14 protein-coding genes are annotated in these 13,033 nt (G+C 69.1%); 10 read left to right on the forward strand and 4 right to left on the reverse strand.

The window, feature by feature from the left end; translation table 11 throughout:
- Positions 1 to 510 (forward strand): hypothetical protein (locus tag RWO82_RS12320; RefSeq protein WP_314427445.1); only part of this gene is annotated, 510 nt, incomplete at its 5' end.
- Between the two features lie 6 nt (positions 511 to 516).
- On the opposite strand, the gene RWO82_RS12325 is transcribed toward RWO82_RS12320, so the two are convergent.
- Positions 517 to 1,170 carry a response regulator transcription factor gene (locus RWO82_RS12325; protein WP_201471166.1) on the reverse strand — a complete coding sequence of 218 codons (654 nt, stop codon included), beginning with the start codon at positions 1,168 to 1,170 and terminating at the stop codon, positions 517 to 519.
- 226 nt (positions 1,171 to 1,396) lie between these two features.
- On the opposite strand from RWO82_RS12325, the gene RWO82_RS12330 reads away from it, so the two are divergent.
- Positions 1,397 to 2,545 carry a histidine kinase gene (locus RWO82_RS12330; protein ID WP_314427449.1) on the forward strand — a complete coding sequence of 383 codons (1,149 nt, stop codon included), beginning with the start codon at positions 1,397 to 1,399 and terminating at the stop codon, positions 2,543 to 2,545.
- 238 nt (positions 2,546 to 2,783) lie between these two features.
- Here the strand turns inward: RWO82_RS12330 and RWO82_RS12335 are convergent, their stop codons facing one another.
- A complete protein-coding gene (locus tag RWO82_RS12335; protein WP_314427451.1) occupies positions 2,784 to 3,527 on the reverse strand; it encodes a GntR family transcriptional regulator in 744 nt (247 codons plus the stop codon).
- 170 nt (positions 3,528 to 3,697) lie between these two features.
- Between RWO82_RS12335 and phnD the strand changes: the two genes are divergently transcribed.
- From phnD to RWO82_RS12365, 6 genes are all read left to right on the forward strand, one after another.
- Positions 3,698 to 4,627 carry a phosphate/phosphite/phosphonate ABC transporter substrate-binding protein gene (phnD, locus tag RWO82_RS12340; protein ID WP_314427453.1) on the forward strand — a complete coding sequence of 310 codons (930 nt, stop codon included), beginning with the start codon at positions 3,698 to 3,700 and terminating at the stop codon, positions 4,625 to 4,627.
- A 137-nt stretch (positions 4,628 to 4,764) separates the two neighbouring features.
- The gene (gene phnC / locus RWO82_RS12345; protein WP_314427455.1) at positions 4,765 to 5,619 is read left to right on the forward strand and encodes a phosphonate ABC transporter ATP-binding protein; all 855 of its coding nucleotides are present in this window, start codon (positions 4,765 to 4,767) and stop codon (positions 5,617 to 5,619) included.
- Complete coding sequence (locus RWO82_RS12350; RefSeq protein ID WP_314427457.1) at positions 5,616 to 7,355, forward strand: ABC transporter permease subunit; 1,740 nt, start codon at positions 5,616 to 5,618, stop codon at positions 7,353 to 7,355. The genes phnC and RWO82_RS12350 overlap by 4 nt, the downstream gene beginning before the upstream one ends.
- Positions 7,352 to 8,503 carry a TIGR03364 family FAD-dependent oxidoreductase gene (locus tag RWO82_RS12355; protein ID WP_314427458.1) on the forward strand — a complete coding sequence of 384 codons (1,152 nt, stop codon included), beginning with the start codon at positions 7,352 to 7,354 and terminating at the stop codon, positions 8,501 to 8,503. The genes RWO82_RS12350 and RWO82_RS12355 overlap by 4 nt, the downstream gene beginning before the upstream one ends.
- Positions 8,500 to 9,216: a phosphonatase-like hydrolase gene (locus tag RWO82_RS12360; protein ID WP_314427460.1), complete on the forward strand. Its 717-nt coding sequence runs from the start codon at positions 8,500 to 8,502 to the stop codon at positions 9,214 to 9,216. The genes RWO82_RS12355 and RWO82_RS12360 overlap by 4 nt, the downstream gene beginning before the upstream one ends.
- 12 nt (positions 9,217 to 9,228) lie before the next feature.
- Positions 9,229 to 10,317, forward strand: a complete 1,089-nt coding sequence (locus tag RWO82_RS12365; protein WP_314427463.1) for an alcohol dehydrogenase catalytic domain-containing protein — start codon at positions 9,229 to 9,231, stop codon at positions 10,315 to 10,317.
- Positions 10,318 to 10,366: 49 nt separating this feature from the next.
- Here RWO82_RS12365 and RWO82_RS12370 read toward each other — a convergent pair whose 3' ends face one another.
- Positions 10,367 to 10,948 (reverse strand): CinA family protein, encoded by a 582-nt coding sequence (locus tag RWO82_RS12370; RefSeq protein ID WP_314427465.1) that lies wholly within the window; start codon positions 10,946 to 10,948, stop codon positions 10,367 to 10,369.
- Complete coding sequence (locus RWO82_RS12375) at positions 10,945 to 11,514, reverse strand: FHA domain-containing protein (RefSeq protein ID WP_314427468.1); 570 nt, start codon at positions 11,512 to 11,514, stop codon at positions 10,945 to 10,947. Before RWO82_RS12375 ends, RWO82_RS12370 begins: the two co-directional genes overlap by 4 nt.
- Positions 11,515 to 11,720: 206 nt before the next feature.
- Here RWO82_RS12375 and RWO82_RS12380 point away from each other — a divergent pair, with 206 nt between their 5' ends.
- Together RWO82_RS12380 and RWO82_RS12385 are read left to right on the forward strand one after the other, a co-directional pair.
- On the forward strand, positions 11,721 to 12,080 hold the full coding sequence (locus RWO82_RS12380; RefSeq protein WP_314427471.1) for an ATP-dependent DNA ligase: 360 nt from the start codon (positions 11,721 to 11,723) through the stop codon (positions 12,078 to 12,080).
- 49 nt (positions 12,081 to 12,129) lie between these two features.
- Entirely contained in the window at positions 12,130 to 13,014 is an 885-nt protein-coding gene (locus RWO82_RS12385; RefSeq protein WP_314427473.1) for an SDR family oxidoreductase, read from the forward strand.
- Positions 13,015 to 13,033 lie beyond the last annotated feature (19 nt).

The raw sequence follows: 13,033 nt of genomic DNA on the forward strand, positions 1-13,033 counted from the left end.
TACCGTCGCTCCGTCCCGTTCCCTGTCGGCGAGGTGCGGGCGCTCCTTTCGCGCCCGGAACGGTGGCTCGAATGGAACGACTTCGAGGCTCAGTCGGCTGAGGTGATGCCGAGCGGCGAGGTGCATGCGCACACCCGCGAGCGGAACCTCGACGGAAGGCCGGCGCGGCTCGCACCCGAGTTCGCCACGACTGATCACCGCATCAGATCACCCGAGACGCTGGATGCACCCGGCACGCCGGATGGCACCGGGTCGCCGGATGTCATCGAGTGGGTGCGCTCGTTCCCGCGCGCACCGCACATCGCGCGTCAGGTGCTGCGCATCGAGCTCGAGCCGCGTGGCGCCGGCACCGAGGTGACGCTCTCGCTCCGCCGCGACGCAGCGGATGCCACGACCGACGGGCTGGTCCGCCGCGTGAGCCGTGTGCTGCTCACACCGCTTCGCCGTGTCATCGTCCGCGCGCACCTGCGAGGCAAAGCCGACAACATCTCTCGGGCGCTGCGCACCTGACCCGCGTCAGCGGAACTCGACGAGGCCGGCGTGCGCCGCGGTCACCAGGATCTGGACGCGGTCGCGTACGTGCCACTTCGACATGATGCGACCGAGATGCGCCTTGACCGTGCCCTCCGAGACGATCAGCGCACGAGCGATCTCGGCGTTCGACATGCCCTGAGCCAGGCGCTGCAGCACCTCTTCCTCGCGGTCGGTGAGCTCTTCGAGGGTGCCGTCGCCGCCGACCGGCTCGGTGTCGCGGACATGCTTGATCAGGAGTGAGGCGATGCGCGGCGAGAGTGAGCTCGCGCCGCTGTAGACCTCGCGCACCGCGGCGACGATGCTCGCCGCGCTCGAATCCTTCAGCATGTATCCCGACGCGCCGGCGCTGAGCATCGGCAACACGGTGTCGCTCCCGTCGAGCGTCGTCACCGCCAGAATCTTGACGTCGGGCCAGCGCTCACTGATGACCGCAGTCGCCTCGATGCCGTTCATCTCGGGCATCTGCACATCCATCATCACGACGTCCGGCCGCTCGCGCTCGACCGTGTCGATGCCCTCGAGACCCGACTCCGCCTCGGCGACCACCGTGATCTCCGGATCTCGCGAAACGAAGTGCGAGAGCGCTGAACGCACCAAAGGGTCGTCATCGACGATCACTACGCGGATTTCGGGCATGGAGGAAGCCTAACGGGGGTCGACCACGGGTGCGAAGGACTAGACCTTTGGCTAGTCAGCTCTGGCCTTAAGGCAGATGCGGGGTGATCCGTTCACCGAGAAGATCAATACATCGCTAAACAAAAGTGCAACTCGGGAGGTGAATTCATATGTCTTTTTGGGATCAGGTTGGTCGCTTCTTCGGCTTCTATCGTTAATATAACTGGCGAAAAGGAGATACTGAAGTATGGCTTCAAGTCTTGGGACGGGTGATCGATTCGATGTCACCCGACTCGGCAAGGGCGAGAAGCTCAGCACGATCGAACGGATCGCTGTTCTGGTGGTCGTCGGTACGATCCTCATCTTCGACATCGTCGGGCTGTTCCTCCCTCCGGGATTGGAGCCGCTGACAGCAGTCATCAGCATCGCGTCCAGTGCGGTCCTGGTCCTGTATCTCTGGTCGCCTCTCGTCGCGACATGCGCCTTGGGCGCCGTGTTCGCTCTCTCCTTCATTCCCGGCAGTGAAGCCCAGGTGCTGACGACCGCCGCATTCGCGGCCGGGCTCATCATGCGCCTCGGCTGGACCTCTCTGGTCCTCTCCTACGTCGGAGCCTTCCTCGTCGCTTCCGCGCTGGTGGCCACCAGCGGAACGACCGAGGTCTTCCGCATCAGCATCTTCCTCGTCGGAGCCGCGGTCTCCGGAGCCGTCGGCTACGCGCTTCGTCTCGCCTTCGCCCGGGGGCGCACCCTCGAGGTGCAGCTCGCGGAGAAGGCCGAACAGGAACGTCAAGCAGTCCTCGCCGAGCGACGGTGGATCGCCGGCGAGTTGCACGACAGCATCGCTCACCACCTGACGGTGGTGTCGCTGCACGTGCAGATGCTCGACGACGATCGGGCCAGCGCCTCCTCTCAGGAGGCCATCCGCATCGCCGCGCGGAAGGCCATGACAGACCTGCGCTTCGTGATCGATCTCGCCGACGACGGCCCCCGCTCGACGGGCATGCCGTCCGGCGACCTCGCGGCGTCCATCGACGAGGCCCGAGAAGAATTCGAGTCGGCGGGGCACCCCGTCGCACTCAACGGCGATCCGACCGACGAGCGCATCCCGCGAGCGGCCGAGATCATCCTCGCGCGCATCATGCGCGAGTCGGCCACGAACGCTCTCAAATACGCGGGCGAGGGTGAGATCGCGATCGACCTCGATGTGAGCGACGAATCCGCGGTGCTGACCGTCGCCAGTCCGCTCTCGGCGACCCCGCGTCGCGAGCTGTCGTCGAGCCGTACCGGTATCGGCCGCATGGCGGAGCGGGTCCTGGGCGCCAGCGGCACGTTCGACGCCGGTGAGATCGGCGGACGCTGGGTCGTGTCGGCCCGCCTCCCGATCGCCCGCGTCTGAGCCGTCAACACGCGGATGTCGCCGACCGATATTCCGAAGGCCTGGCCAAAGGTCTAGGTGAGATCTCGACGTAAGGCCGTACTCCCTCGGTAAATATGCGGTTTACATTGGTAACACCCCAGAAATAGCGCATCCCCAGCGCTGTGATCGCGAGCGCGATCCTTGGAATCTGATCCCCTCGCGCTCGCGATCAGCTTCTCTCCTGAGACAGCATCCGTGTCTCGGTCGATGCCCTGGTTCAGCCGCCCACGGCGCGCATGTAGTGTCCATCGGTGGAGATCCCGGAAGCGGCCACCGTGAAGCGGACCACCTCGCTGAGGTATCGATCCTCCGAGGCCTCGAAGATCCGCCCCTCCGCGTCGCGAGAGATACGGCTCAGGCGCAGTATCGGCGTCCCCTGCGGAACCTGCAGCAGCGTCGCGTCCTGTTCGTCGGCCGCCACCGCGTCTATCTGGTGCTGCAGCCCGACGATCGGATGCCCCTGCGAGCCGAGGTACTCGGTGATCGAGACCTCATCCGTGTCGACATCGAAGAGCAGGCGCCCGACCGCCTCCGTGTAGAACAGCCGCTCGAGCATGGTGGGGCGCCCGTCGAGCAGTCGCAGCCGCACGACGCCGACGATGATGTCGTCCGGTGAGACTCCGAGCAGTTCCGCGCGGCTCCCGGCGCGGCGCAGGCTCAGCTCCTGGGTCCGTGCTCCCGGTTCGACGCCGAGTTCGCGCGCCCAGCGGGTGAACGGCACCGACACGTCGACCGCCTGGCTGGCCTTCTGCGAGACGACGCGCGCGGGGCGGCCGCGCCCCGTGTCGATCAGCCCCTCGGACTTGAGGGCGGCGAGTGCGTTGCGGATGGGGCCGCGCGACGTGCGCCATCGCTCGGCGAGTTCGGCCTCGGTGGGGACGTCGTCTCCCGGGCGCAGGATGCCGGCCTGGATCTGCGCGCGCAGTTCGTCGGCGATCTGGGTGTATACAGCTTCGGCCACATAGGCATACTACTTCGGCAGTCGTGCGCCTCCTCCCGTGTTCGTCAGCAGTTCATCCCGGGAAATGCCGAGTGAACGAACCTTGAACTCTTCCGAGTTAGGTATATATCTCGCGACTCGCGGTGTCAGAGTGGCTGTCGGATCACCTCCCTCACCCTCGAAAGGTCCTCATGAAGCTCCGTGCTCTCCCCGTTCTCGCCGGTGCCGCGATGCTCGCGCTCGGCCTCTCCGCGTGCTCCGGTGCCGCCGAGGCCACCGGCAACTCCGGTGCCGCAGAGACGTCCACCGGCACCGCATTCGCGGTCGACGAGAACACTCTCGTCTTCGGCGTGGTCCCCGACTCGGTCGACACCGAGACGAACTACCAGCCCCTGATGGACTACATCGCCGAGATCTCGGGCAAGACCGTCGAATACCACGAGTCCACCGACTACGCGGCGCTGATCGAGGCCGCGGTGGCGGGCAAGGTCGATGTCGCGTCGTTCTCCGGATTCACCTACGTGACCGCGACGAACAACGGTGCGGAGCTCACTCCGATCTCCTCGATCGTCACGGAGGAGGGACAGGAGCCCGGCTACTACTCGCAGGCGATCGTCCCGGTCGACAGCGACATCGACAGCTACGAGGACTTCGCGGGCAAGAAGGTCTGCTTCGTCGATCCCTCGTCGACCTCGGGCTACCTCTTCCCGTCGTACAACCTGATCGAGGCGGGCATCGATCCGCAGACCGACATCACCCCGGTGTTCGCCGGCAAGCACGACGTGAGCGTGCAGAAGGTCGGCGAGGGCGTCGAGTGCGAGGTCGGCTTCGCCGAGGACTCCGAGGTCGAGAAGTCGGATGCCGTGAAGGTCATCGACGAGACGATGGTGCCGGGCGCTCCGCTGGTCTACTCCTCGAGCCTTCCGGACGACGTCTCCGCGACACTGATCGACGGCCTCGCGGAGGTCACGATCGACGACATCATCGCCGCGGGCATCGACGGTGCCGACACGGATGCCTTCCGCAGCGTGTTCTACGCCACGAAGCCGGTCGACGACGCCTACTACGACCTCATCCGCGACATCTGCGAAGAGACCGAAGCCGAGCAGTGCAAGGCCTGACGGTCTGAGCACCGCGCTGCGACAGGCTCAGCGGCCATCCGGCCCTTGCGGCCATCCGGTCCCTGAGGCCATCCGGTCCTGAGCCTGTCGCAGGGCTCCCGAGCGTCCGACCCCGACCCGCAGGAGACAGAATCACCATGAGCACTCCGCTCGACCCGACATCCGAACCCCTCATCCGTCTCGACGGCGTGACGAAGACCTTCGGGTCCACCACGGCCCTGAAGAACGCCTCGCTGCAGGTGTCGCGCGGCGAGATCGTGGTGCTCCTCGGCCTTTCGGGGTCGGGCAAGTCGACCCTGCTGCGTCACCTCGACGGTCTGGAGACGCCGACCTCCGGCTCGGTGCAGGTGCTGGGACAGCAGGTGCCCTCGCTGTCGGGCTCGTCGCTGCGCACGCTGCGGAGCCGTGTCGGCTTCATCTTCCAGCAGTTCGAGCTCGTGCCCTCTCTCACCGTGCTCGAGAACGTGCTCACCGGGTCGCTGTCGACCGTGCGCGGACCGCGCCTGGGACTGTGGGGCTACTCCCGCGCGTCGAGGATCCGCGCTCTCGAGCACCTCGATCGCGTCGGTCTGCTCGACCGCGCCTACCAGCGCAGCGACACCCTCTCGGGCGGACAGCAGCAGCGCGTCGCGATCGCCCGCGCGCTGATGCAGAAGCCCGACATCCTGCTGGCCGATGAGCCCGTGGCCTCCCTCGACCCCGAATCCAGCGACCAGGTCATGGCGCTGATCCGCGAGATCGCGGCCGATGAGGGGCTTACCGTGGTGTGCAGCCTGCACCAGGTCGACCTCGCGATCTCGTGGGCCGACCGCATCGTGGGACTCCGCCACGGCGAGGTCGTGCTCGACACCCCGACCACGGATCTCACCAAGGCGCAGGTCATGGAGATCTACGGGCGCGTGGCGACGACGACCGCAGAGATCCAGGCCGTGGCGTTCGAGCTGACAGACGCTCCGTCCGTGACCGCGGCCGACGGGGCCCGCGTCTCATGACACTGCTCGACTCGCCCGCAGGGGAGACGGTCCGCCCGCACGGCGGTGCCGTGGCCGACCGCGCACCGAAGCGTCCGGTCTCGCCCGAGCGGATCGCCGCCGCCCTGACCCTCCTCACGCTCCTCGTGCTCGGCGTGCTGGCCGTCGCCGAGGTGGGGATCTCCATCCCGGCGATGGTGCAGAGCTGGGGCAACGCCGAGAACTTCATGGCCCGCGTCGGGGGGCTCTCGTTCCCCGAGCCCGGAGACCTCGCGTGGCTGATCGCGCTCACGGTCGGTCTGGTGCTGGTGGGCACCCTGCTCGCCGCCGTGCTCTCCGTGCCCATCGCCTACCTCGCCGCATCGAACACCACGCCGGGAACAGGGTGGCGGGCAGCCGCCCGGTTCGTCGGGGTGCTGACCCGTGCACTCCCGGACGTCGTGCTGGCCATGGCGTTCGTGCTCATGTTCTCGCTCGGCACGCTGCCGGGCATCCTCGCGATCGGCATCCACTCGATCGGCATGATCTCCAAGATGTTCGCGGATGCGATCGAACAGATCGACGAGGGACCGCGCCTCGCGATCCGCGCCGCCGGCGGCTCGAAGATGCAGGAGTTCACCTCCGGCATCCTGCCCCAGGTGCTGCCGAGCTGGGTCGCGACCGTGCTGCACCGCAACGACATCAACCTCCGTGGCAGCGTGGTGCTCGGCTACGTCGGCGTCGCCGGCCTCGGCCTCGAGATGTCCTACGCGTTCAAATCGCTGAACTACGGCAAGGGTCTGGGCATCGCACTCGTGATCTTCATCTTGTGCATCGCGATGGAGATCATCTCGAGCACGGTGCGCGGTGCGATGCTCGGTCGTCAGAAGCACACCCGATCGTGGATCGATCGCCTCATCCACCCGCGACTGCGCGGCGCCGCACCGACGAGCGCGCCCGGGGATCGTCCGGCCTGGGCCGCCACCCCGCAGACCGCGGTGCGTCGACCGTGGACCGGCGAACGCGTGCGCCACGCGATCGGTGCGGGCATCGCCGTGCTCGTCGTGATCGGCAGCGTCGTGGTGAGCCAGATCAACTGGGGCGACTTCTTCACCTTCTGGGCGAAGCTCCCCGACGTCGCCGCGAGGTTCTGGCTGCCGTCGTTCGGCTCCTACGACACCGCCGCGATGGTCGCCGCGATGGTCGACACCGTCGCGATCGCGCTGGCCGCCACCGTGCTCACCCTGCTGCCCTCGTTGCTGCTCGGCTCGCTCGCCGCGAGCAACGTGGCCCCGAGCTCCGGCATCCGTGGCGCCGCACGCTTCCTGCTCGTCGGCATCCGCGGCATCCCCGAGCTGATCCTCGCGATCGTGCTCGTGGTGATCACGGGCCTGGGCGCTCAGGCGGGCGTGATCGCCCTCGCGATCGGAGGCATCGGGCTCCTCGGCAAACTCATCGCCGACTCGTTCGAAGAGGTCGACCGCGGCCCCGAGCGCGCACTGCGAGCGGTCGGCGCGACGCGCATGCAGACATACGCGTCGGCCACCGTGCCGCAGGGGATGCAGGCTCTCATCGGCCACAGCTTCTACATGCTCGACACGAACATCAGGGCGGCGACGATCCTCGGCATCGTGGGCGGCGGCGGGGTCGGCTACTACCTGCTGAACGCCAGCCAGGGATCCCGCTACGAGACCGTGACGGCGATCGTGCTGATGATCCTCGTGACGGTGCTGGTCGTCGAGGGACTCGCCATGTGGATGCGGAAGGTGTTCCGGTGAGCGCGCCGCACACGGCCGACGTCGTGGTCGTCGGCTCGGGCATCGTCGGCCTGGGCGCGGCCTACGCGGCAGTGCGCCGCGGGCTGCGGGTGATCGTGATCGACCGCACCGACGGTCCGGTCGGAGCCACGATCCGCAACTTCGGGCACCTCTGCATCGGAGCGCAGCACGGCGCGGCCCGCCGGTACGCCGACGCCTCGCGAGAGCTGTGGCTGCGCCTCGCCCGAGACGCCGGGTTCTGGCTCCGTGAATCGGGCACGCTCGTCGCGGCTCGACACGCGGATGAGCTCGCGGTGCTCGAGGAGGCGGCACGCGACGGCGGCATCCGGATGCTGGATGCCGACGAGCTGCTGCACCTCGCCCCGCTGCGCGCCGGAGGACTCCTCGGCGGAGCGCACATCGAGCCCGACCTGCAGACCGACCCCCGCACCGCGGCGGGCGCGATCGTGCGTCACCTCGCCGCGCTCGGAGTGGAGTTCCGGTTCCGCACCGCGGTCACGTCGATCGGCGACCGGGCAGACGCGAGCACGCGGGTGGAGACCACCAGAGGAGCCCTCGACGCGGGCGCGGTGGTCATCGCCGTGAACCACGACATCGATCAGCTGCTGCCCGAGGTCGCCGAGCGCGGGGGAGTGGTGCGCTGCACGCTCGACATGATGCGCGTGGCGGTCACCGTGCGGCATCCGCTCTCCGCCCCGCTGCTGACCGGCTGGTCGCTCGCGCGCTACGGACGCTTCGCCGAGTCGCCGTCGGCCGCGTCGCTGCGCGAACGCCTCCACGCCGAGCGACCCGACCTCGCGGCGCTCGATCTCAACCAGATGTACACGCAGCTGCCGGACGGGACGATGATCGTCGGCGATTCGCACGCCACGGCCACGGCGCCCGTGCCGTTCCAGCCCGAGGCGGCCTTCGCGGCGTTCCTGGCCGAGGCGGAGGCCCTGTTCGAGATGCCGGCGCCGCGTGTGCTCGAACGCTGGCAGGGGGTCTATGCCAAGGGCCCGCAGGACTTCCTCATCGAGCGCGTCGACGAGGGGACGCTGGTGCTCGCCGCGACCACCGGCATCGGAATGACAACGGGTCTGGGGCTCGCCGAAGAGAATCTCGCAGCCGCCTTCGGGTGGGCACCCGCACTGGAAGGAACATCATGACCACTCTCGACACCATCCGCACCGAACTCGTCGTGCTCGACATGGCAGGCACCACGGTGCTCGACGACGGCGTCGTCGAGCGGGCCTTCCAGCGCGCCGCGGAACGCACCGGGGTGGCCGACCGGATGCCGTGGGACGCGGCACTGACCTACGTGCGCGACACCATGGGCCAGTCGAAGATCGACGTGTTCACGCACCTCGCCGACGGTGATCGCGCAGCGGCCGAGCGCGCGACCGCCGCGTTCGAGGGCGCGTACGCCGAGATCGTCGACGAGCACGGGGTGACCGAGATCCCCGGCGCAGCCGATGCGATCCAGGGGCTCAAGGACGCCGGCCTCCGGGTCGTGCTCACGACCGGCTTCGCCCCCGTGACCCGCGATGCTCTCATCGACGGGCTCGGGTGGAGCGGTCTCGTCGACCTCGTGCTGTCTCCCGTCGACGCCGGCCGCGGTCGTCCCGCGCCCGACCTGGTGCTCACGGCGCTCCTGCGCACGAGGACCTCCTCGGTCGAGGCCGTCGCGGTCGCCGGCGACACGGTCAGCGATGTGGAGTCCGGTCGTCGTGCCGGTGCCGGATTCGTCGCAGGTGTGCTCACGGGCGCTCATGACCGCACTGCGCTGGGCGACGCGGGAGCCGATGCCGTGCTGGCCGACGTGACCGAGCTGCGGGCGTCGCTCGCCGAGCGCGGTCGGCTCGCCCTCGTCTCGGGCTGAGAGGTCGCGATCATGGGAACCCTGCTGGTTCGTCCGCCCGGCCACCGCCGGGATGTCGTGCTGCGCCCCGCCGCGACGGCCATGGTGTGGATCGGTCAGGGGCACCCCCACGAGACGATCGCGGTGCCGGGCGTCGCGCTCGGCGACGGAGATGTGCTCGTGGCGGTCGAGATGTCGACGATCTGCGGATCCGATGTGCACACCGTGCAGGGGCGCCGCCCGGCGCCGGTCCCACTCGTGCTCGGCCATGAGAGCGTCGGCCGGGTCATCGCGATGGGCGACTGCGGAGCGACGGCGGTCGACGGCAGCCCGCTGCGCATCGGCGACCGCGTCGTGTGGTCGGTGACGATCTCGTGCGGCACGTGCGACAGATGCGCCCGCGGCCTGACCCAGAAGTGCAGGGCCCTCGGCAAGTACGGGCACGACAGGGTGGGCGTGAACGGCGATCTCACCGGCGCATTCGGCAGCCACGTGCAGGTGCGTGCCGGCACCGCGATCGTGCGCGTGCCCGAATCGCTCCCGGCCGCGGTGCTCGCGCCGGCCTCGTGCGCCACGGCGACGGCGTGGGCGGCGGTGGCGAGAGCCGCACGCGACCAGGATCTCGACGGCGCTGCGGTGCGCGTGCACGGCGCGGGTCTCGTGGGACTCACGGCTGCCGCGATCGCCGTCGAACAGGGCGCCTCCGTCGAGGTGCTCGACCCGAACCCCGAGCGCCGCGCGCTCGCGACCCGTTTCGGTGCGGCACCGCTCGATCGCGAGCCCGAGGTCATGATCGAGGCCTCGGGGCACGCCGTCGCCGAGGCCCTCGCGGGGGTCGTGACCGGGGGGACGGTCGTGCTCGTCGGCAGCGTCTTCCCCGCAGACCCCGTGCCTCTCGACGCAGAGAGCATCGTGCGTCGGCTGGTGACGGTGAGCGGCGTGCACAACTACACCGGCCCCGAGCTCGCTGCCGCGGTCGCGTTCCTCGCGGGACGGGGACGCGCGTACCCGTTCGCCGACGCGGTGGGCGCCGTGCGTCAGCTGACGCAGATCGACGACGCGCTGATCGACGCGTCCGCAGCCGGTTCGCCGCTGCGGATCGGCCTCGTACCGGGGCGCTGAGCCCGGTCCGCGGCGGCCATGCCGAAGACCGGCCGCCGCGGATCCGGTGTCACGCTCTCTGGGCGTCTCCGCGGCGCGGACCCACCGGGTGCAGTCCCTCGGCGTGGAACGCGAGCAGCCGCGAGGCGATCGCGACGGTCTCCTCGAGCACGTCCTCCGGGCCTCCCGTGAGCGCCAGCATCCGGTGCCCGATCCCGTCGTTCGAGGCCCACCCGAGGTACACCGTGCCGGGTTCGTGGCCGCCCTCGGCATCCGGCCCGCCGACCCCTGTCGTCGAGACGCACAGATCGGCGTCGAACAGACGGCGTGCACCCTCCGCGAGCTGCTCGGCGCACACGGCCGAGACCGGGTCGGTTCCGGGAGTCACACCGAGCACACGCTCCTTGATGTCGGGGCGGTACGCGATGACGCCGCCGGTGAACCAGTCGCCTGCCCCTTCGACGGCGCCGACCGCGCTCGAGAACTGGCCCGAGGTGAGAGATTCGACGACGCACACCCGCAGACCGCGCTCGCGGGCCACCTCGCCGAGGCGTTCGAGCACGGCCGAGGCAGAGTTCACCTCCGCCTCGGTGGGCTCCTCCGTCGTCTCCTCGGGGGAGCCGGTCTCCTCAGCGGTCTCGTCGAGATTCACCGCTGGTTCTCGTCCGTCGCCGCCGTGTCGTCCGTCGCGACGGTGTCATCCGTCTCGACGGTGGAATCCGTGGCAGGCGTCTCGTCCATCGTCGCGGTGGCCTCGTCGGAGTAGTCGGGGCGCGAGGGCTGCAGGGGCTGGTCGGAGTACTCCCCGCCCAGGCGTCCGCCGTAGGGGCGGCCGTGGTCGGCGAACTCGTCGCGCGCGAACACCAGCTCCCATGCGCCGACCGTGAAGCGTGCGCCGGTGCGCAGCGTCTGCACGCGCTCGCCGGGATGCGTGGCATCGGCATCGGGGTTGGTGTTCATCTCGCCCTCGCCGTGGAGTTCGAGCACGTACTCGTCACGCTCGTCATGCGTGATGGTCGCGTGCACGGCGTCTGCCCCGTCGAGACGCAGCTCGAGATCGGGGGCGGACCCGATGCGCACGACCTCCGCGTCGATCGCGAACTCGCTGCGTTCTCCGTCGCGCGTGACGCGCAGCCGGGGGTTGCCCGCGCCGAACTCGGCGTGGGTGGTCGTGGGCGTGTAGCCCTCGTCGGGACGGTCGTCGATGTGTCGTGCCATGGTCAGGCCTCCTCGCAGTCATCACCGACCGTAGGGCCTGGAAGGAGTACGTGTCAGGGGGTTGACTTCGGGTGACCGTTCCGACGTGCCCACCGACATTCCGGTGTATCCCTCGAATATGATCGGGCTACACAATATGCCTGAGGGCCCGGCAGGAGGTGCCGGGAACGGGCGCAGGTCGATCGTGGAGGCAGAGGAAGACCGGCATGGGAAAGTTCATCTACGAGGGCAGCGTCAAGACCGAGATCGAGGACCGGACCCTCACTCACCTTCAGCTCGTGATCACCGCAAAGCTTCGCCGAGCCGAGCCCTTCCCGTTCAGCTGGCGTGAGGACACCAGCGTCGGCGGTGGCCGCACGACGGTCTGGATCCAGCCCGGCAGCGCCCTGGTCTTCAAGTACTACGGGAGCAGGCAGCCCTCGATCAACCGCGCCTGGGTCGAAGCGCTGGCCTTCACGGCGAACGCGGCGAGCGGACTCCATGTCGTCCCCGAGCCGAGCGACGCCAACGGTGCCGCGGCCGCCGCGACCGACAGCGCACAGCTGGGGTCCGGTCCGCAGCTCTGATCCTGTCAACCCCCTGCCCTGATCGCGCGGCTTCGGCGAGTCTCGGGTCATGACCGACACCACTCCCGACCCCCGCACACAGCATCGCGACCAGGAGTTCCCCGGACAGGAGCAGAATCAGCCGGGGCTCACGGAGCAGATGCGAATCGAACCCGACCACGGCGAGAAGAGCTACGTCGGCAGCGGAAGGCTCCGCGGCCGCCGTGCGCTGATCACCGGCGGAGACTCCGGCATCGGCAGGGCCGTCGCGATCGCCTTCGCCCGCGAGGGCGCCGACGTCGCGATCGTGCACATGCCCGAGGAGCAGGCGGACGCGGATGACTCGCTCGCCCTCATCAGGGCCGAAGGGCGCACCGCACTCGGCATCGCCGGCGACGTCCGCGACGAGGCCTTCGCCACGGACATCGTCGCGCAGACGGCCGATGCGCTCGGCGGCCTCGACATCGTCGTGCTCAACGCCGCATATCAGCACGACATCGAGGGCTTCGAGAATCTGGAGACCGACCGACTGCGTCGCGTGTTCGAGACGAATCTCTACGGACTGCTCTACACGGCGCGCGCCGCATACCCGCGTCTCGAATCGGGGGCGAGCATCATCGTCACGGCCTCCGTGCAGGCGTATCAGCCGTCGCCGGGACTCATCGACTACGCGATGACGAAGGCCGCGCAGGTCGCCTTCGTGAAGGCGCTCGCCGAAGAGGCGGGCGAGCGCGGCATCCGCGTGAACGCCGTGGCGCCCGGACCGATCTGGACCCCGCTGATCCCGGCGACGGGGTGGAGCGAGGAGCGGGTCAAGACTTTCGGGCAGGACACTCCTCTCGGCCGCGCCGGACAGCCCGCGGAACTGGCCGGGGCCTACGTCTACCTCGCGTCCGCCGAATCGTCGTACACGTCGGGTTCGGTGATCGCGGTGACCGGCGGCAAGCACCTCTGAGGTGCCTCTGAGCTGCCTC

The sequence above is a fragment of the uncultured Microbacterium sp. genome, assembly GCF_963521645.1.
GTDB lineage: Bacteria > Actinomycetota > Actinomycetes > Actinomycetales > Microbacteriaceae > Microbacterium.